Origin of the sequence: Photobacterium arenosum (genome assembly GCF_014841115.1) — a bacterium.
Taxonomy (GTDB): Bacteria; Pseudomonadota; Gammaproteobacteria; order Enterobacterales; family Vibrionaceae; genus Photobacterium; species Photobacterium arenosum.
The window spans coordinates 366,336-388,079 of the sequence record NZ_JACYTP010000003.1; the positions used below are offsets into that span (position 1 = coordinate 366,336).

Annotated in this window: 19 protein-coding genes; 11 read left to right on the plus strand and 8 right to left on the minus strand. The window is 50.3% G+C overall.

Annotated features, from left to right (window positions below):
• The first annotated feature begins 6 nt into the window (after positions 1-6).
• From pspB to tyrR, 5 genes are all read left to right on the plus strand, one after another.
• Positions 7-237, plus strand: a complete 231-nt coding sequence (pspB, locus tag IFO68_RS07610) for an envelope stress response membrane protein PspB (protein ID WP_027253354.1) — start codon at positions 7-9, stop codon at positions 235-237.
• Entirely contained in the window at positions 234-620 is a 387-nt protein-coding gene (gene pspC, locus IFO68_RS07615) for an envelope stress response membrane protein PspC (protein ID WP_192015331.1), read from the plus strand. Before pspB ends, pspC begins: the two co-directional genes overlap by 4 nt.
• 83 nt (positions 621-703) lie before the next feature.
• Positions 704-2,101, plus strand: a complete 1,398-nt coding sequence (locus IFO68_RS07620) for a YcjX family GTP-binding protein (RefSeq protein WP_192015332.1) — start codon at positions 704-706, stop codon at positions 2,099-2,101.
• Complete coding sequence (locus IFO68_RS07625) at positions 2,098-3,135, plus strand: YcjF family protein (protein WP_192015333.1); 1,038 nt, start codon at positions 2,098-2,100, stop codon at positions 3,133-3,135. The genes IFO68_RS07620 and IFO68_RS07625 overlap by 4 nt, the downstream gene beginning before the upstream one ends.
• Before the next feature lie 214 nt (positions 3,136-3,349).
• A complete protein-coding gene (tyrR, locus tag IFO68_RS07630; protein ID WP_192015334.1) occupies positions 3,350-4,885 on the plus strand; it encodes a transcriptional regulator TyrR in 1,536 nt (511 codons plus the stop codon).
• Positions 4,886-4,927: 42 nt separating this feature from the next.
• Here tyrR and IFO68_RS07635 read toward each other — a convergent pair whose 3' ends face one another.
• Positions 4,928-5,413 carry a methylated-DNA--[protein]-cysteine S-methyltransferase gene (locus IFO68_RS07635; RefSeq protein WP_192015335.1) on the minus strand — a complete coding sequence of 162 codons (486 nt, stop codon included), beginning with the start codon at positions 5,411-5,413 and terminating at the stop codon, positions 4,928-4,930.
• Between the two features lie 109 nt (positions 5,414-5,522).
• On the opposite strand from IFO68_RS07635, the gene rimJ reads away from it, so the two are divergent.
• Entirely contained in the window at positions 5,523-6,107 is a 585-nt protein-coding gene (gene rimJ, locus IFO68_RS07640) for a ribosomal protein S5-alanine N-acetyltransferase (protein WP_225445108.1), read from the plus strand.
• Between the two features lie 113 nt (positions 6,108-6,220).
• Here rimJ and pyk read toward each other — a convergent pair whose 3' ends face one another.
• Positions 6,221-7,666 carry a pyruvate kinase gene (gene pyk / locus IFO68_RS07645; RefSeq protein ID WP_192015336.1) on the minus strand — a complete coding sequence of 482 codons (1,446 nt, stop codon included), beginning with the start codon at positions 7,664-7,666 and terminating at the stop codon, positions 6,221-6,223.
• Between the two features lie 284 nt (positions 7,667-7,950).
• Complete coding sequence (locus IFO68_RS07650) at positions 7,951-8,805, minus strand: MurR/RpiR family transcriptional regulator (protein WP_046219713.1); 855 nt, start codon at positions 8,803-8,805, stop codon at positions 7,951-7,953.
• A gap of 310 nt (positions 8,806-9,115) precedes the next feature.
• On the opposite strand from IFO68_RS07650, the gene IFO68_RS07655 reads away from it, so the two are divergent.
• The 4 genes from IFO68_RS07655 (at position 9,116) to fabV (ending at position 15,039) form a co-directional block, all read left to right on the plus strand.
• On the plus strand, positions 9,116-9,952 hold the full coding sequence (locus IFO68_RS07655) for an NAD-dependent epimerase/dehydratase family protein (protein ID WP_225445109.1): 837 nt from the start codon (positions 9,116-9,118) through the stop codon (positions 9,950-9,952).
• A 580-nt stretch (positions 9,953-10,532) separates the two neighbouring features.
• Positions 10,533-11,204, plus strand: a complete 672-nt coding sequence (psrA, locus tag IFO68_RS07660; RefSeq protein ID WP_192015337.1) for a TetR family transcriptional repressor PsrA — start codon at positions 10,533-10,535, stop codon at positions 11,202-11,204.
• Between the two features lie 69 nt (positions 11,205-11,273).
• Entirely contained in the window at positions 11,274-13,547 is a 2,274-nt protein-coding gene (locus IFO68_RS07665; RefSeq protein ID WP_192015338.1) for an acyl-CoA dehydrogenase, read from the plus strand.
• Positions 13,548-13,836: 289 nt separating this feature from the next.
• On the plus strand, positions 13,837-15,039 hold the full coding sequence (fabV, locus tag IFO68_RS07670) for an enoyl-ACP reductase FabV (protein ID WP_192015339.1): 1,203 nt from the start codon (positions 13,837-13,839) through the stop codon (positions 15,037-15,039).
• A gap of 120 nt (positions 15,040-15,159) precedes the next feature.
• On the opposite strand, the gene IFO68_RS07675 is transcribed toward fabV, so the two are convergent.
• The 5 genes from IFO68_RS07675 to IFO68_RS07695 all read right to left on the minus strand — a co-directional run bounded on the left by IFO68_RS07675 (position 15,160) and on the right by IFO68_RS07695 (position 20,648).
• On the minus strand, positions 15,160-16,512 hold the full coding sequence (locus IFO68_RS07675; RefSeq protein WP_192015340.1) for an ATP-binding protein: 1,353 nt from the start codon (positions 16,510-16,512) through the stop codon (positions 15,160-15,162).
• Positions 16,509-17,183, minus strand: a complete 675-nt coding sequence (locus IFO68_RS07680; RefSeq protein WP_192015385.1) for a response regulator — start codon at positions 17,181-17,183, stop codon at positions 16,509-16,511. Before IFO68_RS07680 ends, IFO68_RS07675 begins: the two co-directional genes overlap by 4 nt.
• 176 nt (positions 17,184-17,359) lie before the next feature.
• Positions 17,360-19,042 carry an aspartate:alanine antiporter gene (locus IFO68_RS07685; RefSeq protein WP_192015341.1) on the minus strand — a complete coding sequence of 561 codons (1,683 nt, stop codon included), beginning with the start codon at positions 19,040-19,042 and terminating at the stop codon, positions 17,360-17,362.
• A 162-nt stretch (positions 19,043-19,204) separates the two neighbouring features.
• On the minus strand, positions 19,205-19,468 hold the full coding sequence (locus IFO68_RS07690; RefSeq protein ID WP_192015342.1) for a GrxA family glutaredoxin: 264 nt from the start codon (positions 19,466-19,468) through the stop codon (positions 19,205-19,207).
• A 199-nt stretch (positions 19,469-19,667) separates the two neighbouring features.
• Positions 19,668-20,648 (minus strand): porin, encoded by a 981-nt coding sequence (locus IFO68_RS07695; protein ID WP_192015343.1) that lies wholly within the window; start codon positions 20,646-20,648, stop codon positions 19,668-19,670.
• A gap of 284 nt (positions 20,649-20,932) precedes the next feature.
• On the opposite strand from IFO68_RS07695, the gene nfsA reads away from it, so the two are divergent.
• Positions 20,933-21,658, plus strand: a complete 726-nt coding sequence (nfsA, locus tag IFO68_RS07700; RefSeq protein ID WP_192015344.1) for an oxygen-insensitive NADPH nitroreductase — start codon at positions 20,933-20,935, stop codon at positions 21,656-21,658.
• The last annotated feature ends 86 nt before the right edge of the window (positions 21,659-21,744 follow it).

The window sequence follows — 21,744 nt, forward strand, 5'->3', positions numbered from 1 at the left end:
GTGTGCATGTCCATGGGATTTATTGTAGGGCCGTTGATTGTCTTTCTGGTGTTTGTTGCGCCACTGTGGCTGATTTTGCATTACCGCAGTAAGCGTCAGACGGCACAGGGGCTGTCAGGTGAAGATACTGACAAATTACAAGGGCTGGTGGTCCGTGCTGAGCAAATGCAGCAACGTATTGTGACACTGGAAAAAATACTTGATGCGGAAGCGCCACACTGGAGGCAGAAGCCATGACGAAAACCTTATACCGTGATCCGAAGAACGGCAAGCTGGGCGGGGTTTGCGCCGGGATCGCCGAATACTTCGGGGTGGAGGCCTGGGTTGTCCGTATTCTGACCGTGTCTGCCTTTCTGCTGGGTATCGGGTTCTTTGTGACACTGGCTTATATCGCAGCTTGTCTGTTTCTCGACAAGATGCCGGAAGAGCGTCAGATTCAGCAGCATGCTTATAAAGAGCACACAGTGAAACAGAAACCCTGGCAGTCGGGACAGTCGCCGTCGCAGCTATTGGATAATATTGAAAATGAGTTTGATCAGATGGAAGGCAAGCTCCGCGACATGGAAGCCTATGTCACCTCATCGGCCTTCAATGTAGAAAAAGCGTTCAAACAGCTTTAATTTATCGGTCAAGTGTTACGAAAAGCAGGCAGTGGCCTGCTTTTCTGTTGCGTATCAGCCAATACCAACCAAAAGGGCAGGATATGATTCATTTGGGGCAAGAGCTCAACAAACTGGTAAACCGTGGCCTGGACAGGCATGTGCGTCTGGCGGTGACAGGATTGTCCCGAGCCGGTAAAACGGCCTTTATTACTTCGCTGGTGAATCAGCTGCAGCATGTCAGCACCAACCCGCGGCTGCCACTGTTTCCGGCCGTCAGTGACGGTCATCTGCTGGGCGCGCGCCGTGTCCCTCAGGTTGATATGCATGTACCGGCTTTTGGTTACGAAGAAGGCATGCAGGCTTTGCTGCAATCGCCCCCGCACTGGCCGGAACCGACCCGGGACGTCAGTCAGATACGTATGGCGCTGCGCTTTAAACCGCAGAAAGGCCCGTTAAAACTGCTGCAGGATACCGCCACTCTGTATCTGGATATCATTGATTATCCTGGTGAGTGGCTGCTGGATCTGCCGTTACTGGAAATGGATTACCTGGCCTGGTCAAAACAGCAGGCTCGGTTGATGACTGGCCGCCGTCAACAGCTGGCAAGTGACTGGCTTGCTGCAGGCGAGACACTGGATCCCTTCGCGCCGGCTGACGAACAAGCATTGGCGCTTCTGGCGGCGACCTTCACCGACTATCTGTTCAAGTGTAAAGCAGAAGCCGGGTTGCACTGGGTTCAACCGGGACGTTTTGTGTTACCCGGTGAACTGGCAGGGGCACCGGTGTTGCAGTTTTTCCCGTTTATGTGGCTGGAAAAATACACCGAAGCCCAGTTAAATGAAGCGGGTGACGACACCAATATCGGCTTGCTGAAACGCCGCTACAAGTATTATCAGCAGCACGTGGTGAAAGGCTTTTACCGGGAGCACTTTTCCCGTTTCGACCGACAGATCATTCTGGTCGATTGCCTGCAACCGCTCAATGCCGGCCGCGAATCGTTTAATGATATGCGCCATGCACTCAATCAACTGATGCAGAGTTTTCATTACGGCAGAAGCTCCTTGTTACGCCGCTTGTTTTCGCCTCGTATCGATAAAGTGCTGTTTGCGGCGACCAAGGCCGATCACATTACCCCGGAGCAACATCCGAATCTGGTCAGCCTGTTACAGCAAATGGTCAATGAAGCCTGGCAAACGGCTTCTTTTGAGGGCATTAACATGAGCTGTACCAGTCTGGCTGCCATTCAGGCCACGGAGCCGGGCTTTGTGGATCATCAGGGCAAGCAGGTGCCGGCACTGCGGGGGCACACCTTGTCAGGACAGGCACAGACAGTGTTTCCTGGCGAAGTGCCACGCAGACTGCCGGATGATGCTTTCTGGCAGGCGCAGGGGTTTGACTTTGTCAGTTTCCGTCCGCTGCCACAACAAAGCGATGAGCCCTTGCCGCACATTCGTATGGATAAAACATTGGCGTTTTTGCTGGGAGATAAACTGCGATGACTAAGCCGTATCAAAGCAAAATTGTATTTGATGAGAAGGACGCCGAGCCGCCAGGCCCGGATCTGAAAAGTCGGCTGGAATTTGCCGGGCAGGACAGCTTTTTGCCCGCCGCAGCCGAAGAGGAATCTGATTCGCAGGCCGAAGCGCAATTGGAGAAAACGCTGGGAAAATCGTCTTCCCGGGGACGCTGGCTGAAAACCTTGCTGCTGGGCGGCATCGGACTGACGATGTGGCAGAGCGTTGATTATGTTGCCAGCGCCTATCTGAGCGGTGACTGGTTGTCACTGGGCTGGAGTGTGCTGGTGGCCTCGGTAGCTGCAACGGGTATCGGTGTGCTTGGCCGTGAATGGCTCAGGCTGCGCCGCCTCAAAGATCGCCAGACAGAACGCGAGCAGGCTGAAATGTTACTGGCCGCCGAGGGCATCGGGCAGGGGAAAGCATTTTGTATCCGCCTGGCCAAGCAAGGTGCAATTTCGGCTGAGAACCCGGGTTACAGCCGTTGGCAGGCGTCTTTGGCGGCAACACATAATGATGCGGAAGTGCTGGCCATGTATGACCAGCTGGTGCTCAGTCAGCAGGATAAGCAAGCCAAAAAGCTGGTGGTTAAATATGCGCGGGAAGCCGCCCTGATGGTCGCGGTCAGCCCGTTAGCGATTGCTGATGTGTTGCTGGTCGCCTGGCGGAATTTTCGTCTGATTGATCAGATAGCGGCAGTCTATGGTATCGAGCTCGGCTACTGGTCGCGTATTCAGTTGTTCAAGCTGGTATTGAAAAATATGGCCATAGCCGGTGCCAGTGAGCTTATCACCGACAGCAGCATGGATATCTTGTCTGTGCATCTTGCCGGTCGACTGTCTGCCAGAGCCGCGCAAGGATTGGGTGTGGGTTTGTTGACGGGCCGTCTTGGCCTTAAGGCCATGAATCTGATGCGTCCGTTACCCTGGCAACCGGAACAAGCCCCGGCATTGAGTGATATTCGTCGTGACTTACTCAGCCGACTGGGCGGGGATAAAGCAGAAAAACCGGCAGACTGATGCCCTGAATTACAACGACCAGCCGTAACATGCTGGTCGTTTTTTATCCGATTAACGGCGTTTAGAAACAAAAAGTATTTTCTGCTGCCATTTCATCACGATATAGCTCTCACCTTCGGGCATTGCCGTCTTGACGACACACCGACTTCCGCGCACACTTCTTTTCGTGTCACGAATTGTTGACAGTTTTGTCTGGAGCGAAAAGGCAACCACTATGAGACTACAAGTCTTTTGTGTCGATCGGCTTGGGATGACCCGTGAACTGCTGGATATTCTGGCGAGCCGGGAACTGGATCTGCGGGGAATCGAAATCGACCGCAGCGGTATTATTTATCTCAATTGTCCGGAAATCGAATTTGAAGAGTTTCGTCAGTTAATGTTTCAAATCCGTCAGTTAGACGGAGTCACGGATGTGCGTAAAATACAGTTCATGCCGAGCGAGCGTGAACACAAAGAATTGAAAGCCTTGCTGGAAGCACTGCCGGATCCCTTTTTCTCTGTCAATCTGCAGGGAAAAATTGATCTGGCTAATCAGCCGGCAGAGCAGTTATTAGGCAAAACCCGCGAAGCTGTGCTGGGAGAAACCGTCCACAGTGTGCTGGGTTTCAATTTCCATCGCTGGCTGGAGAAAGACAGCGCCAAGCATTACAGCGAAATGGTGGTGTTGTCCGGCCTGGATTATCTGATGGAAGTCATGCCGGTCTACGTGGCCGATGAATCTGATAATGAAGTGCTGGCCAGTGCAGTGATTTTGCTGAAGTCCCTGTCTGAGGCCAAAATGCCGCTGGCGATGCGCAAGATCAGCGGTGACAATGGTTTTGAGCATCTGGTCGGGCAATCTTCCCGTTTCCGGCATTTGATTGCACAGGCGAAAAAACTGGCCCTGCTCGATGCACCTTTGCTGATTCAGGGTGAAACCGGGACGGGTAAAGAAATGCTGGCCAGAGCCTGTCACCAGCGTTCACTGCGGCGGGAAAAACCATTCCTGCTGGTCAATTGCGTGTCTATGCCGGATAACGCCGCCGAAACCGAGTTGTTCGGGGTGGCCGGTACCGGTGGTGAATCCGGTAAGAAAGGCATTTTCGAACAGGCCAGCGGCGGTACGGTGTTCCTGTATGAGATTGGTGAGATGTCCTCTCATTTGCAGGTGAAACTGTTACGCTTCCTGCAGGATGGCACTTTCCGCCGGGTCGGCGAAGAGAAAGAAGTGCGGGTCGATGTCCGGGTTATTTGCTCCACACAGAAACGATTGCCGGATCTGGTTGCCGCGGGGCAATTCCGCGAAGATTTGTACTACCGCCTGAATGTGTTATCTCTGGTGGTTCCGCCGTTGCGGGAACGTGCGGCAGATATAGTGCCCCTGGCTGAACTTTTTGTGTCTCAGTTTGCCCAGGAGCTGCAGCAGGCGAAACCTGTGATGTCAGATAAACTGTCCCAGATGCTGAGCCAGTATGCGTGGCCGGGCAATATCCGCCAGCTGCGCAATGTTCTGTTCCGGGCCATGACGCAGCTTGAAAGCGCCGAAATGACGGTCGATGATATTCAGCTGCCAGAGAATGAATCGGCCAGCGTGATCAACGAAGAGACACTCGATGGCTCGTTGGATGACATCATGAAGCGCTATGAAACCGGCATCCTGACAAACCTGTACCGGAGTTACCCTTCTACGCGTAAATTGGCAAAACGATTAGGGGTGTCTCACACTGCAGTGGCGAATAAATTACGCGAGTATGGTATCAGTAAGCCGTAACCTGCTTGCTGTGCTACGTCAATCACCCGGAAGGCCACTCAGCTAAAGTGGCCTGATTTTGGACTGGATGTGGCCATTTTCAAGGGCCCGTAAAAGGTTGATCAAATCCAGCCCAAAACGGCAACTGATTCTCGGATTCTGGCAGATCACGCGGTGACAGGGTATGAGTATAGGGATGGGATTCACATTTTTAGCCAGTGCCACCGCCTGATGAGCTTGTTTATTACCGAGCTGGGCAGCCAGTTCCTGACTGGTGCGTGTTTCGCCATAGGGAATGGCCTGGATAGCCTGCCAGACCTGATGCTGAAAAGCTGTGCCATCGGGCGCTAAACGCAATGAAAATTGCTGACGCTGTCCTTCCAGGTATTGTTTGAGCTGAAGGGTGTACTCTTGTAATTTTTTAGGGTGATGAACCCAGCAGGGGGGAGGCTGATAGCCGTCACTGGCAATGGTGATCAGTTTCAGCCCCTGGTCGTCGGCCTGCAGATAAATCAGACCAAGCTCAGTGTTGATCAGGTCGTAGTACATAATTGCCTTCACCGGTCAGAGAGTCTTAACGGCTACCTTCAGCCAGGCACAGGGGAACGCCTCAAATGCCGGTAGCGTTAAAGTGAAAGTATAGTATGCAGAGGTCAGCTTGTTTCATTCAATCATGCAGCGTTCATCAACCTTAAAAGTTGATGAACTGACAGTGCGTCTGGTGACAAATAAAGATGCGCGTCAGATAGCGTCATATTATCAGCGTAACAAACAGTTTCTCCAGCCCTGGGAACCGCTTCGGGATCCGGCTTTCTTTACTGTGGAAGGCTGGGAACGCCGTCTGACACAACTGGCAGAACTTCATAAACACCAGTTGGCGTATTATTTTGTTATCTTCATGGAAGGCTCAGAAGAAGTCTGCGGTGTCATTAATTTCAGTAACCTGGTGCGCCACCCTTTTTACGCCTGCCATGTCGGTTATTCACTGGATGAAAAATGTCAGGGCAAGGGCATTATGCGGCGGGCGTTGAATGCTGCTATACGCTGGATGTTTGACGTGCAGCAGTTTCATCGGGTGATGGCGGCTTATATACCGCGCAATAAGCGCAGTGCGGCAGTACTGAAATCGGCGGGTTTCGAGCAGGAAGGTGTGGCTCGTGAATACTTGTTAATCAATGGGCGCTGGGAAGATCATATACTGACGGCCCGTATTAACCCGGACTGGTCGCAACCTTCGCAGTAACGGTTTACAGGGCGCATTAACTGTGGGCCGGTAAAACGGAAATAAAAAAGCTTGCGTTTACTGTATGCTCAGTTCCGCAAGCTTTTTTCGTTTCAGCGTGTTGCTCTGACTTATCAGTCGACAGTCAGGATACGCATGTTGTTGGTACTGCCGACCGTGTCCATGATGTCACCTTGCGTGATAATCACCAGATCGCCTGTTTTCAGCAGATTCAGCTCTTTCAGATCGTGAATCGCATGTTTGGCAACATCCAGACCTGCGTCACCGGCACGGTCGAAAAAGACAGGTGTGACACCACGATACAGTGCGGCGCGATTGAGTGTCTGCTCATTGCGCGACAACGCAAAGATTGGCAGGCCGGATGAAATACGCGACATCATCAGCGGTGTACGACCGGATTCGGTCAGGGTGATCATGGCAGTGACACCGACCATGTGGTTGGCGGCATACATGGTTGACATCGCAATGGTTTCTTCCGGGGTATCAAAGGTGCGGTCCATGCGGTGAGAAGACACGTTCACACTGTGCTCTTTCTCGGCACCCAGACACACGCTGGCCATGGCTTTGACTGTCTCAACCGGATAATCACCTGCAGCGGTTTCAGCCGATAACATTACCGCATCCGTACCGTCGAGTACGGCGTTAGCCACGTCCATCACCTCAGCACGGGTTGGCATCGGGCTGGTGATCATGGATTCCATCATCTGAGTGGCAGTAATGACAGTACGGTTCAGGCTGCGAGCGCGGCGGATCAGTTTCTTTTGCACGCCGATCAGTTCCGGGTCACCAATTTCCACACCCAGGTCACCACGGGCAACCATCACAGCGTCTGAGGCCATGATAATATCGTCCATGGCTTCTTCGCTGGCAACCGCTTCAGCACGCTCTACTTTCGCCACCAGACGGGCATTCAGGCCAGCATCGGTTGCCAGACGGCGCGCATAGTGCATGTCTTCGCCGTTGCGGGGGAACGAAACCGCCAGATAATCCACATTCATGGCCGCTGCCGTGATGATATCGGCTTTATCTTTTTCAGTCAGGGCTTCGGCGGACAGGCCACCCCCTTTCTTGTTGATGCCTTTGTTATTGGATAAAGGGCCACCAACAGTCACTTTTGTGTGTACTTTGTTACCTTCAACATGCGTGACTTCAAGCTGTACACGGCCATCATCAAGCAGCAGTAAGTCGCCAGGGCTGACATCTTTTGGCAGCTCTTTATAATCCAGACCAACCGCTTGCTGATTACCTTCACCTTTAGGTAAGTCGCTGTCGAGGGTGAACGTGTCACCGATAGCCAGCTTGATTTTGCTGTCTTTGAAGGTAGAAATTCGGATTTTCGGGCCTTGCAGATCGCCAAGTATAGCGACGTGGCGGCCAAGCTTAGCAGCGATTTCACGGACTTGTTTAGTGCGTTGAATATGATCGTCAGGGCTGCCGTGCGAAAAGTTCATGCGTACCACGTTGGCGCCGGCCGCAATAATGGCTTCGAGGTTGTTGTCGCGATCGGTAGCAGGGCCGAGTGTAGTTACGATTTTGGTACGTCTTAACCTTTGAGACATGAAGCTCTCCATATAGTCGAAAGGATACGATGAGATGGGTTATAACTTGGGTATATAGTGTTAGCATTATCTGTAATTATATTACAGGTGCTTGTAGTAAAAAGGCGACATAGGACAATGAATTGACGACTTTGTCGTCCGTGTTGGTCGTTTTCATTCTCAGCTAAGCGGGTATTATTGTCCGTTTTAAACGCAGAGGGAATACTGAGGGTATAAAAAAGCATGGCTATATCACCATGCTTTGATGTTTTTCCACCCTGAGAATCATAAACAGGTCGTTGAGTTTAAAATAACCCTTCTTTTGCAATGCGTGAATCTTTGATGGTCTCTTTTACGCGTTTCAGGTTCTCTCTGAAACCCGGGCCACGGCGCAAGGTAAAGCCGGTTGCGAGCACATCAATGACCGTCATCTGTACCACACGGCTGGCCATAGGCATGTAGATGTCAGTATCTTCTGGAACATCGAGGCAGATAGACAGTGAGCATTCGCGATCCAGCGGCGAGTCTTTGGCGGTAATACCAATAACAGTCGCACCGTTTTCACGTGCCATCTCAGCAATTTCTACCAGATTCTTGGTACGGCCAGTGTGAGAGATCAGTACCACAACATCATTGTCAGTGCAGTTAATCACACTCATACGCTGCATCACAACGTCATCAAAACAGACAATAGGGATGTTGAAGCGGAAGAACTTATTCATGGCATCATGGGCCACCGAGGCTGATGCGCCCAAGCCAAAGAATGAAATGCGTTTTGCCTGAGTCAGCAAGTCTACTGCTCTGTTAACTTGCATCGGATCGAGACTGCTCTTAGCAACATCCAGACAAGCCATGGTGGACTCGAAGATTTTGGCTGTGTAAGCTTCTGCGCTGTCGTCTTCTTCAACGTTACGGTTTACATAGGGAGTACCGTTCGCCAGGCTTTGAGCAAGATGGAGTTTAAAATCCGGGAAACCTTTGGTATCAAGGCGACGGCAGAAACGGTTGACCGTTGGCTCGCTGACATCGGCCATTTTGGCCAGCGTCGCAATGCTTGAGTGAATGGCGGTTTGCGGGGAAGCGATGATAACTTCAGCAACCTTACGCTCTGACTTACTAAAGTTTTCTAAATTGTTTTGGATTTTTTCAAGGGTATTCATACGATAACCGCGATTCGTTGCTGAATTTCAAAATAGGCGAGTTCGTTGGGACGCTGCCAAATATGATGAAACTATACTACTTTTCTTTTCTGGCCTCCTAGCAAATCTCTGAAAATCACTTTTCCTTTTTATTATAGTTTGATCACGATCTACTTTCCCTTTCAGTTTTGAAATGATTTTAACGGGGAAAAACCAATGAAATGCCGAGTATTAAGCTGCTTTGTGTTATTTATTTTCAATGCCCGGAATTAATTTACAGTTTGAATTAAATGTACAACAAAAAGACAACGAATAAATTTCAAAGGAAGTAATGATGGAAAAAGCAAAGCGTGTCAGTGTCTGTGGCTGCGGTTGGTTAGGTTTGCCTTTGGCCAAGCGCCTGCATCATTCCGGTTATGAAACATTCGGTTCAAAGCAGACTCAAGAGGGCGCTGAAGTATTGGAGCGCCAGGGTATCAAAGGTGTTGTGGTTCGTTTGCCGCTACTGCTCGAGGCGCACTCGCCGACGCTTAACGCATTTTTAGCGGCAGATGTCATGGTGCTGAATGTACCGCCCGGGAGACAGACAACGTCAGCAGATGAATACAGCACAAAAATCCTGTCGTTATCTGAGGCAGCGAAAGCGGCCGGTTGTCATAGGTTGATTTTTATCAGCACTACCTCGGTTTACGGGGATGCCGAAGGAGAAGTTACTGAATTAACCGAGCCTGCTCCTTCGACAGAATCTGGCAGGGTACATGCTGATCTGGAACAGCAACTCCGTCAGTCATGGGGTGATGATCTTGTGGTGTTGCGTTTAGCCGGCCTGATTGGCCCTCAACGGCATCCGGTGAAGTTTCTGGCCGGACGACAAGGCATTGCCAATGGCGGGGCGCCAGTCAACCTGGTGCATCTGGATGATGTGATATCAGCCGTTATAGCAATCTTAGAATGCTGGCCGACAATGACGACTTTGCATTTGTCTGTGCCACAGCACCCCGGCAGGGAAATATATTATCGGGAAATGGCCCGTTTGGCAGGATTAGCCCAGCCTGAGTTTCAGCCTGGTGGCGAGCAGGGGAAGTGGATAAATGCATCCGCAACCGTTGAGGCTCTGGGTCTGAACTGGCGTTATGAGGATATAATGACTCTGGCTCCTGAGCTCTGAGGAGGGGTCAAGCGCTTCACCATGTAGGCTCGGTGTTGCGAGTGCCAGATAAAAAAAATCCCGCTGAAAAGTCAGCGGGAGGAATTTATCCTTAACACAATTAGGAGTTTAGCAGCAGTGGCATTGTCGATTAAAGCTGTTCAGTGAACCATTCATTGGCGGCCGGTTATCAATCACTTCGTTAATCTTAATGTCACTAGTTATGACCGAGCGCTCATCGCTTAGTTCCGATTTCACACCGCTTTTTTTGAAATATTTTCTAACCAATTGATATCTATAAGACAAAATAAACCGTTTTTTTAAACAACCGCGCACTTGCTGAAACGTTCAGGCCAAGGTTGTCTGTCATCTGGTGAAAATGAAAGAAACCCGTTTCCAGACGAAAACGGGCTTTGAAGAAAATCTTCTAAGAAAAAGCAGTGGCACTATGTATGACTCCGGTATTCAGCCTTGGTTCCCACCGTACTTCGCATTATTTAAATTTTTTTCTTTTCTTCTCCGTTTCAATACTGTTCATCGCTTGTTAAATCTGTTAGCAAGGTGTAGAGTTTAAACATGTGTTTAATACGGGTGACTTAACATGGTAGTCAAAGCTGATACAAAAAGCCGCATTCTGGACGCCGCTGAACTCTTGTTTGCAGAGCATGGCTTCAAAGAAACGTCGCTGCGAACAATAACCAGCAAAGCGGGAGTCAACCTGGCCTCTGTTAACTATCACTACGGTGATAAGAAAACGCTTATCCGGGCAGTGCTGAGCCGCTACCTGGAAGAATTCATGCCAGCGCTTAAGCAGGAGCTGGAAGTGCTGCTGACCCGAGATGATTTCAGCATGGAAGATGTCTTCCGCTGTACCAAGCAACCTTTGCTGAAGCTCGGCAATTTCCGTTCTGGCGGTGCCACTATTTTCATGTCCCTGATTGGTCGCGGTTATACCGATGTTCAGGGCCACTTACGCTGGTTTATCGTAACGCGTTATAACCCGGTGCTAAACCTGTTCACGAAAGCGGTTTGCCGCGCCAATCCGTCATTAGATCCGGAAACCCTGTTCTGGCGCTTGCATTTTACCTTAGGGGCGTCCGTTTTTACGATGGCATCCAGTACCGCACTGCGCGAAATTGCTGAAAATGATTTCAAATGTACTGTGTCGACCGCCGATCTGATTGATCGCATGGTGCCGTATCTTGCTGCGGGTGTTGCCGCGCCGATAGAGATGCCTGCACCAGTATCAGCTGCGACAGAGAACTCTTACTGAACCCTGCAAAAAAAAATATAACAGTTAACTCTCGCCAAGACGTGGCAGAAAGACAAAAGGATGTGACCCATGAGTAATAAAAGTCTGAGACAACGCTACATCAGTGATCCTGCTTTCAAGGTATTTAAGAAAGTTTTACCGCCACTGTCTGATACCGAACGGGAAGCCATGGAAGCAGGCAGTGTCTGGTGGGACGGTCAGCTTTTCGCCGGTAAGCCGGACTGGAATACCCTGCTGAATTATCCCAAGCCTAAGCTGAGTGACGACGAACAGTCTTTTATTGACAATGAGCTTGAAACTCTGCTGAAAATGCTGGATGACAATCAGATTGTTCGTGAAGATCGTGATTTGCCTTCTGAGGTGTGGGAGTACCTGCGAAAAGAAAAATTCTTCTCATTGATCATTGGCAAAGAGTATGGCGGTCGCGAGTTCTCTGCGCATGCCAACTCGACCATTGTGACGCGTATTGCAACCCGAAGCCAAAGCGCCGCCGTGTCTGTCATGGTACCTAATTCTTTGGGTCCGGGTGAGCTACTGAGTCACTATGGTACAGAAGAACAGAAGAATTACTGGTTACCGCGTCTGGCTGACGGTACAGATATCCCGTGTTTTGCACTGACCGGTCCGGAGGCGGGCTCTGATGCCGGCGGTATCCCGGATATGGGTGAAGTTTGTTATGGCGAGCATGAAGGTAAGGAAGTACTGGGTATCCGCGTAAGCTGGAACAAGCGATATATTACCCTGGCACCTGTTGCCACTGTGCTGGGACTGGCCTTTAAACTGCGTGATCCGCAAGGTCTGATTGGTGATCAGAAAGATATCGGCATTACCTGTGCCCTGATTCCAACCAGCCATGATGGTGTGGAAATTGGTGAGCGTCATGACCCGCTGGGTGGTGCCTTCATGAATGGTCCAACCCGTGGTCAGGATGTGTTTATTCCTATGGAGTGGGTGATCGGCGGTCAAGACTATGCTGGGCGTGGCTGGCGTATGCTGGTGGAATGTCTGTCAGCTGGCCGTGGTATCTCACTGCCGGCGTTGGGGACGGCCATTGGCCACCTGACATCTCGCAGCACCGGGGCCTATTCTTATGTGCGTAAGCAGTTTGGTATGTCGATTGGTCACTTTGAAGGTGTTGCCGAAGCTCTGGGACGTATTGGCGGCATGACTTATATGCTGGAAGCGGCCCGTACGCTGACGACCACTTCTCTGGATATGAAAGAAAAACCGGGCATAGTGACGGCAATTGCCAAGTACCACATGACGGAAATTGCCCGTACTATCCTGAACGACGCCATGGATATTCACGCCGGGCGGGGAATTCAGTCCGGGCCGATGAATTATCTGGCAAATCAGTATATTGGTATGCCTGTGGCGATCACCGTTGAAGGGGCAAATATTCTGACCCGTAACCTGATGATCTTTGGTCAGGGGGCGACCCGTTGCCACCCTTATGTACTGAAAGAAATGGAAGCCGCTGCGAATCCGGATGCAGACCAGGCAGCGAAAGACTTCGATCAACTGCTGTTCAAACACATTGGTTTTGCGGTGGGGAATGTCAGCAAAGCCTTGCTCAATGCCTTCACCGGCTCCAAACTCAACCGGACACCGGTATCGGGTGAAACGGCGTATTACTATCGTCACTTGTCCCGCATGAGCCGTGCTCTGGCTGTAGCGGCAGATTTCTCTATGTTGTCACTGGGCGGAGAACTGAAACGCCGTGAAATGGTGTCTGCCCGTCTGGGTGATGTGTTAAGCCACCTGTATCTGGCATCGGCTGTGCTGAAGCGTTATGAAATGGAAGGGCGTCAGCAGGAAGATCTGCCTTTGGTTCATTACGCGTTACAGCACTGTCTGAACAAGTGCGGTGTTGCGTTTGATGAAGTCTTCAATAACTTCCCGCGCAAAGGGGTTGGCCGGGTACTGCGCACACTGACCTTCCCGCTGGGAATTCACTATGAAGCGCCAAAGGATGAGCTGAAACTGGCGATTTCCAAATTGCTGATGACTCCAGGGGTCGCGCGTGACCGACTGACCACCAACTGCTATATCGGTGAGAAAGACAATGATCCTGTGGCTATCATGGAGCGTGCTTTCGTTGCCATGTACGGTGTGCGCGATATTGAGCGTAAACTGGCGAAAGCGGTGAAAGCCAGCACTGTGCCTCGTAAGGCACCATTAGCTGAAAAACTGAAGATTGCCCTGGATGCGGGGGTAATCACAGAAGCTGAGGTTGAGAAAGTGCATAATGCTGACCAGTTGAGATCGCGTGCGATACAAGTGGACAGCTTCGCACCCGAAGCGTTTAAAAAGGGCGCCTTACAGCCAGGGAAAGCCGCCTGATAAGCAATGATATTGCTTAATGAAGAATAAACCTGGTGGTTAAATATGCCGCGCATTTGCGCGGCATTTTTTTCACTGGCTCAGCTATCCTGAAGAGGCCTGGGCTTTTAAGACGTATCCTTATTGTCTGTGGGTGCTGTTTTCTTCAGCAACTCATGGCTCAATATCAAAAAATCTGCCTTAACACCTCCAACCACTGGTCGATTTTAGCGGTTTCGAACATAAAACTGATGCGAATTAGTGACTAACCTTTTATCCTACGGGCAACAGAACAAAGGAAGAAAACGAAATGATCATCAAACCAAAAATTCGTGGATTCATTTGTACAACGACTCACCCAGTGGGTTGTGAAGCAAACGTCAAAGAGCAAATCGAATACACCCAGTCTCAGCCTAAGCTGGAAAATGGCCCTAAGCGTGTATTGGTGGTTGGCTCTTCCACTGGCTACGGTCTGGCTTCTCGTATCGCGGCAGCATTTGGCTCCGGCGCTGCGACTATCGGCGTGTTCCTGGAAAAGCAAGGTACAGAGAAAAAGCCGGGTTCAGCGGGCTGGTATAACTCTGCAGCGTTTGACAAATTCGCCAAAGCAGAAGGTCTGTACTCCAAGAGCCTTAACGGTGATGCTTTCTCGCATGAAATGAAGCAGAAAGTGATTGAGCTGATCAAAGAAGATCTGGGTCAGATTGACATGGTGGTCTACTCACTGGCTTCCCCAGTGCGTAAAATGCCGGATTCAGGCGAGCTGATTCGCTCCAGCCTTAAACCAATGGGCGAGACCTACACAGCGACAGCAGTTGATACCAACAAAGATGTCCTGATTGAAGCGAGCATTGAGCCTGCCAGCGAGCAGGAAATTGAAGATACAGTGAAAGTCATGGGCGGCCAGGACTGGGAACTGTGGATCAATGCTCTGGCTGATGCCGGCGTGCTGGCTGAAGGTTGTAAGACGGTTGCATACAGCTACATTGGTACTGAAATCACCTGGCCAATCTACTGGCATGGTGCACTGGGTAAAGCCAAGATGGATCTGGACCGTGCTGCCAGTGAGCTGAGCAGTAAACTGGCTGCTATTAAAGGTACGGCAAACGTTGCTGTACTTAAGAGTGTTGTGACTCAGGCCAGTGCGGCGATTCCTGTAATGCCACTGTATATTGCAATGGTCTTCAAGAAAATGCGCGAAGAAGGTGTTCACGAGGGCTGTATGGAGCAAATCTTCCGTATGTTCTCACAACGCCTGTATAAAGCCGATGGTTCAGCCACTGAGCTGGACAGCGACAACCGCCTGCGTTTGGATGACTGGGAATTGCGTGAAGATATCCAGGAGCACTGCACAACGCTGTGGCCACAGGTGACAAATGAGAATTTGTTCGAGGTGACAGATTATCAGATGTACAAAGACGAGTTCATGAAATTGTTTGGCTTTGGTCTGAATGGCGTAGACTATGATGCAGAAGTCAATCCTGTGGTCGAGTTCGACGTTCAGGATGTCTGATCACTTTATGGTGATTACAAAAAAGCTGTGATAAAAAACCGCCGATGTTGGCGGTTTTTTTATGGCTGAGATTTCCGCGCAGCGAAAACAGCGTATAAACGGCGCATGAATTAAAGGGCGTTAACTGCTCTTGTCTTCTGGCAGCTCAATCACGAAGGCTGCTCCTTCAATGCTGGCTTTTTCCACGTAAATACGACCGCCGTAACAGGAAACAATATCGTGGCACACAGACAGGCCAATACCTTGTCCCGGATTGCGCTGATCAGCCCGGATCCCCCGTTGGAAAATGGCTTCCCGCATATCATCGCTGACACCGGGACCGTCATCCTCAATACGGATAGTCAATTTTCCCTGCTGTTGCGCGGCGCTGAGGCGAATTTCACTGATACAGAACCTGAAGGCGTTTTCCAGCAGATTTCCCAGCAGTTCCATCAAATCGGTGCGGTTCAGAGGGAGGCACAAGCCCGTGCTGTACTGGCGTTTCAGTGTGACCTGTTTGGTGCTGTAAATCTTCTTCAGCATCCGCTCAAAGCTTTCCACGACTGGGTTGAGCAGGGTCTTATCTTTCTGCAGACCTTGTTGTCCCATTAAAGCACGTTTTAACTGATACTGAACCAGATCGTCCATCTGACTGATTTGTTCCAGCATGCGCTGATTGAGATCGCAGCGGGGCAGGGAATGATCATCCAGCAAGGCATTGGCGGCGGCCAGACGGGTTTTCAGGCTGTGTGCCAGATCGTCCATCGCGTGGCGGTAGCGGGCGGTCTTGTCGTTACTGATCCGGATGAGACGATTAAGTGACTGTGTCACGTCCTGCAACTCAGTAGGAAAATCACTGTCCAGCTGCTCGCGTTTGGCGTCCGTGACCTGATTGAGCTGAGTGGCCAGTTTTCGCAACGGCTGAAAGCTCCAGTGAAATGCGGCGATGAGAAAGGCAACGGCGATCAATACAAACAAGCCGAGATACAGAGCGGTTCGGTTGTGAAGCCGGCTCAGGGACTGTTCATAGGCCGTACCTGAGCGCAGGACAACCAGCTGGTAAGCATTGCCATTCTCGCGGTCACGGCTGATATCGTAAGCGATATAGCTCTTTGTGTTATCAGCTTTGACCAGGGTGGGGGTTTGCATTGCATCCGGCAGGCTACTGCAAATACTGGTCAGCCCCGCGGCTTTTGCCTCATCTGACAACCACATCGTATTATCATTGCGATCACAAAGGACCGACATGTAATCCGTCGCGGATGGATCCAAGGAGTCAATCCATTTATCAACGTCTTTGATTAATCCTGCCCGGTTAAGCTGGGCAACGACTAACGGCATTTGTGCAACAAGATCCGTGGAATAGGCAGCCATGTAACTCTGGCTGTAGAGTTCATTGATCACCCAGGCCAAGGCCGAGGTAATCAGGGCAATGATCGCAATGGATGTGATCATTACCCGATGGCGCAAACGCGGGAGAATAGCCAGATTCATTGCGCGGTAAGCTCAAAGATGTATCCCTGACCGCGAATGGTCGAAATGGGGTTATCCTGTCCGGTCTGGCTGATTTTTTTGCGCAGACGGCTGATCATGACCTCGATGGTATTAGGATCGCCTTCCTGATCTTCATACAACACGTCCAGCAGTCGCTGCTTGGAGACCACCTGGCGGCTGTGGCGCATCAGGTATTCCAGCAGTTCGTACTCAAAAGCGGTGAGGTCGAGCAGGTTTTCACTGACAAAAACCTGTTTCGCCAGCAGGTCGACACGGATTTCTCCGGCGATCATCTCGGGCTTTATAAACCCTGCACTACGGCGAACCAACGCACTCAGCCGGGCCACCAGCTCTTCTCTCTGGAAAGGTTTCACCAGATAATCATCGGCACCAGCTTCCAGTCCCGTGACTTTATCCTGCCAGTTAGAACGTGCTGTCAGAATCAGGATTGGCAGTCGTAAGCCTTTATCACGGATTTCACGAATCAGAGTGATACCGTCACGGTCGGGCAGACCTATATCGACGATAGCGACATCATTGGGGTAGTTATCAGCATAGAACAGGCCTTCTTCGGCCGTATTGGCACACTGAACTTGATTGCCCAGCTCACTGAGCTGAGTTTTCAGATGGTGGCACAGGATCGGATCGTCTTCGACTATCAGGATGCGCATCATAATAAAGTTACCTGAAACTGTGGAATAGAGTTGCGAATACCAGAAAGCACGCTTTATAGCAAAGGGGGCTGGCGGGTACAATTTTCACCGGTTAATTGTGAGAGATTATACCACCTATCATCTGAATAACGGCTGACTCTGCCAAATGCCAGTGTCAGCCGTGTGGGGAGGTGCTAGCTGAGAATAATAATCAGCGTACCTGCTATTGTGAGCAGAACGTTAGCTATGGCGTAGGTGCCTGCATAACCCAGAGCAGGAATAGTACTGCGGGCATGCTCATTGATCATGTCCATCGCCGGGGCGCAGGTACGGGCGCCGATAATGGCACCAAACAGCAGTGCACGGTTCATATCCAGTACATACGCGCCGAAAAGGTAGGCAAGCATCACGGGAATCACGCTCACCATCATGCTGACTAAAAATACGCTCGGACCAATTTGCGTAATCGATTCAAACAGGTTAGAACCGGCACTCAGGCCAATACCAACCATAAACACCATCAAACCGAGATCTTTGGCCATATTGAGTGCGCCCTGCGGAACATAGCCGAACGTCGGGTGATTGGCACGCAGGAAACCCAGGGAGATCCCGGCGAGCAACAGACCTGCGGCATTACCCAGACCAAAGGTAATCTGGCCGAAGGTCATGGTAATGGAACCGAAAAGCAGCCCCATAATAAAGAAGCAGCAAAAGGCCAGAAGATCAGCAATCTGACTGTGGATAGAGATAAAGCCAATGCGCTCGGCCAGCCCCAGCACCCGGCTTTTCTCACCGCTGACCTGGAGGATGTCACCTTTATTGAGCAGGGTACTGTGGTCCATCGGCATTTCAATCTGAGCACGTACCACACGGTTGAGGAAGCAGCCATATTCGGCCAGATTCAGCTCTGATAAGCGCTTACCGGCAATATTGTCGTTCTTGACCACGATCTCTTCTTCAACAATGCGCAGATCGAGCAAATCACGGTCAAACACTTCTTTTCCGTTGCGGAAGCTGGGATCCAGTCGTGCGTGGCTGTCGGGGTAACCCACTAAGGCAATCTCGTCGCCTTCCTGCAGGATGGCATCACCATCCGGGTTGGCAAGAATACCATGGCGCCGGATACGCTCAATGTAGCAGCCCGTCTGGCGATAGATGCCCAGTTCACGCAGGTTACGGCCATCGATCCAGTCAATCAGTTCAGGTCCGACACGGTACGCACGTATGATAGGTAAGTAGACTTTGCGTTGTGAGGCGCCACCTATTCCACGCTCTTTCGCAATCTGTTGCGAGGATTCAGCCAGATCTTGCTTTTGCAGCTTGGGCATCAGCTTGGCCAGCAGTATCAGGCTGATCAGGCCAATCAGGTAAGACATGGCGTATCCGACACTCAGGCTGTCAATCAGGTCCTGAACAATCATGGGATCAGACAGATTCGATAAGCCGCCACTTAATGCATCTTTGGCACCGACCAGAACCGGCGTAGCAGTAAGAGAGCCCGCCATGAGGCCGGTCGCCAGACCCAGATCCAGATTCAGGTAATGTGACATAGTCAGTGTGATCGTGATGGCTGATAAGAGCACCACTAAAGCCAGCAGTAAATAATGTTTACCGTCCCGGAAAAAAATACCGAAGAAGTTTGGCCCGGCCTGAATACCCACACAGAAGATGAATAGCATGAAGCCAATATTGAGGGCTTCAGCATCAAAGGTAAAACCGGCGTTACCGAAGAGGAGCGCAGTCAGGAGTACGCCAATGGAATTACCAATCTGCAACTTGGCGATACGAAGTTTTCCGACAGTAAGACCCACAGCGAGAACTACAAAGAGGAGCAGAATATCATTCTGGCGAAGCAGGTCAGCAATGTCGATGTTCACAACAAATTTTTCCGAAGTCAGCGCAATATACTAAAGATATGGTTCGGAATTTTATCTTAAACTATTGCTATACGATACCGATATTCGAGGTGCGCGACACAAAAAAAGGCTGATTAAACAGCCTTTTTGTCAACGAGTCACATTTGCGCAATTGAACTGTGATTATTGAAACAGTCCAAGGTTGTCTTTTGCGTACGCTTCGAATTCTGTGCAGCCACCGATATGCTGTTGATCAACGAAGATTTGTGGCACCGTTTCAACGGGCTTACCCACGGTTTTTTCCAGGTCAGCCTTGGAAATGCCTTCTGCGTGAATATCTACATAACGATAGTTGAAATCATCACGTTCTTCTTTCAGCTTGTCAGCCAAGTCTTTTGCACGAACACAGAAAGGGCAGCCAGGGCGACCAAAAATTACTACGAACATAGAGCTTCTCCTTTGTCTTGTGGGGCTACTATAACGTGAGTCTGTCGGCGGTGAAAGTCGGAATTATCAGTAGCATCAATAGAAAATTTCGATGGTTAGCGTTATTTACATCAGCGGTAAACCTGTTATGTCTGAGGTAGCGGCAATGAAAAAAGCCAGGCTGGACAGACCTGGCTTTGGGCGGCAGTGGAGCAAGAAGTTAGAAGTCGTAGCGAATAGCCATCGCCAGAACGTCTTCGTTACCGTCGATTTGATCGGCTTTGTACTCTGCGTAGGTACGCAGGTTTTTGTTGAACTTGTAGTAGGCGCCAAGCACAAAATAGTCCTCAACATCTGACGTGGTGCCTGTATCGGCTTCCAGATAGTTGTAGACAGCCTGAGCAGAGAAGCCATTACCAAAGTTGTAGCCCACTACGGCTTCGTAGCCGTCGTAGTCAGTACCGGTTTCTGCGCCTGACTTGTCTTTCCAGTTTTCACCCATGCTGTACAGCAGTGCGGCATAGATGTTGTTGGCGTCGTACGCAACAGACAGTGCAGTCACTTCTGCATCATCAGTGCCATCCAGGCCTTCACCTGAGTTATAACCGGCACCAAATTTCACACCCACAGGCAGTGCGTAAGAGGCAGCAACACCGTAAGAGGTTGAGGTGTCGCCGTTTACTTGCTGAACGGCGTTGTTGTCCAGCTGGTAGCTTGCTTCAACAGTCAGGCCGCTGAATTCGCCAGCATATTTCAGCACTGAGCTGGTCTTACCTGTACCGAAACGGTCGGTACCTGTACCACTTGCATCTGCACCGAATTCTTCCAGGGTATCGGTGTAATCAGAAATCAGGGTAAACGACCCTTCCTGACGACCGTAGGTGGCTTCACCGAAGTTACCGCCCAGACCGGCATAAGCTTTACGTGTTTCAAGACCTTCGTCTTTAGAAGAGGCGTTCACTTCAGTTTCGTACAGGCCGACACCGTAAAGGTTGCTGTTAATTTCAGACTTCGCTTTGGCACCAAAGCGGAAGTAGCTTTGATCGCCTTTTTCGCTGTTGTCATCCGAGCTGTAGTACATACCTACTGCACGGCCATACAAATCAACGGTTGCCCCATCCTTGTCATAAACGTTTGCAGCAGCAGCTGAGCCAGAAACAAAAGCAGTAATCAATGCCGATGCTAAAACAGTTTTTTTCATTTCTTTTTCCCCTAGGTAGGTATCAAGTGCTTCATTGCTGTTTTGATGGGCTGCAGGATAGAAGGTGAATATGACAAAAAAATGTTGTTCAAAAGTCACTTTGATGAAAGCGAAACATTATTTATCAATGAATTACTCCACTTGCATGCTTACCGGCCAGTCATAGTGTGCAATCTAGATCATCTGGTTGTTTATGATAGAGTGCATAAATTGCCCCAGATAATCTTTGTTATTGGTAAGCAATTGATGGTGTTTTCAAGCTGAACCGTAGGATGAAGAGAATAATGAATCAGACAATTGATACGATACTGGCACACCGTTCTATACGACGTTTTACCTCTGAACCTATTCAGGCGGATGTACTTTCGACCCTGCTTGACTGCGCAATTGCAGCCTCGTCTTCCAGTTTCATCCAATGCGTGAGCGTGATACGGGTGGTTGATACAGACAAACGCACTCAGATGGCCCATCTGACCGGTGATCAGCCCTATGTTGCTTCAGCGGCAGAATTTTTAGTGTTCTGTGTGGATTTCCACCGCCATTTGCAAATTCATCCTGAAGCACAGCTTGGTTTTACTGAGCAGACGCTGATTGGTGCCGTCGATGCTGCGCTCATGGCACAAAATTGTTTGTTAGCGGCTGAATCTTTGGGTTTGGGTGGGGTCTATATTGGCGGGATCAGAAATAATCCGGCAGAGGTGGCTGCATTGCTTGATATGCCTAAGCATGTCATGCCCGTTTTTGGACTGTGCCTGGGCTATCCGGATCAAAATCCTGAATCTAAGCCGCGCCTGCCGCAGTCGTTGGTCATTCACCAAAACAGCTATCAGCAGGAGCTGGATCGCCATCAGCTGGCAGAATATGACGAAAAAGTGCGCCAGTATTACCAGTCGCGAACTGGCGGCAATAAAGATATGAGCTGGTCAGAACAGATTACCGCGACTTTAACCAAAGAAGCCCGGCCCTTTATGAAGGATTTCCTTACCAGTAAAGGCTTTAGTACCAGGTAGGCATCAGTTAAACTATTTGAGTATTCACTCATTTTTGCCTTACCGATTTGTATAAAGGGCCACTTTCTGCTTGTAATTTAATAAGA

Bases quoted from the DNA above. Each gene is read 5' to 3' on its own strand.
- pspB (WP_027253354.1), top strand. From the start codon at position 7: ATGTCCATGGGATTTATTGTAGGGCCGTTGATTGTCTTTCTGGTGTTT.
- pspC (WP_192015331.1), top strand. From the start codon at position 234: ATGACGAAAACCTTATACCGTGATCCGAAGAACGGCAAGCTGGGCGGG.
- IFO68_RS07620 (WP_192015332.1), top strand. From the start codon at position 704: ATGATTCATTTGGGGCAAGAGCTCAACAAACTGGTAAACCGTGGCCTG.
- IFO68_RS07625 (WP_192015333.1), top strand. From the start codon at position 2,098: ATGACTAAGCCGTATCAAAGCAAAATTGTATTTGATGAGAAGGACGCC.
- tyrR (WP_192015334.1), top strand. From the start codon at position 3,350: ATGAGACTACAAGTCTTTTGTGTCGATCGGCTTGGGATGACCCGTGAA.
- IFO68_RS07635 (WP_192015335.1), bottom strand. From the start codon at position 5,413: ATGTACTACGACCTGATCAACACTGAGCTTGGTCTGATTTATCTGCAG.
- pyk (WP_192015336.1), bottom strand. From the start codon at position 7,666: ATGTCTCAAAGGTTAAGACGTACCAAAATCGTAACTACACTCGGCCCT.
- IFO68_RS07650 (WP_046219713.1), bottom strand. From the start codon at position 8,805: ATGAATACCCTTGAAAAAATCCAAAACAATTTAGAAAACTTTAGTAAG.
- IFO68_RS07655 (WP_225445109.1), top strand. From the start codon at position 9,116: ATGATGGAAAAAGCAAAGCGTGTCAGTGTCTGTGGCTGCGGTTGGTTA.
- psrA (WP_192015337.1), top strand. From the start codon at position 10,533: ATGGTAGTCAAAGCTGATACAAAAAGCCGCATTCTGGACGCCGCTGAA.
- IFO68_RS07665 (WP_192015338.1), top strand. From the start codon at position 11,274: ATGAGTAATAAAAGTCTGAGACAACGCTACATCAGTGATCCTGCTTTC.
- fabV (WP_192015339.1), top strand. From the start codon at position 13,837: ATGATCATCAAACCAAAAATTCGTGGATTCATTTGTACAACGACTCAC.
- IFO68_RS07675 (WP_192015340.1), bottom strand. From the start codon at position 16,512: ATGAATCTGGCTATTCTCCCGCGTTTGCGCCATCGGGTAATGATCACA.
- IFO68_RS07680 (WP_192015385.1), bottom strand. From the start codon at position 17,183: ATGCGCATCCTGATAGTCGAAGACGATCCGATCCTGTGCCACCATCTG.
- IFO68_RS07690 (WP_192015342.1), bottom strand. From the start codon at position 19,468: ATGTTCGTAGTAATTTTTGGTCGCCCTGGCTGCCCTTTCTGTGTTCGT.
- IFO68_RS07695 (WP_192015343.1), bottom strand. From the start codon at position 20,648: ATGAAAAAAACTGTTTTAGCATCGGCATTGATTACTGCTTTTGTTTCT.
- nfsA (WP_192015344.1), top strand. From the start codon at position 20,933: ATGAATCAGACAATTGATACGATACTGGCACACCGTTCTATACGACGT.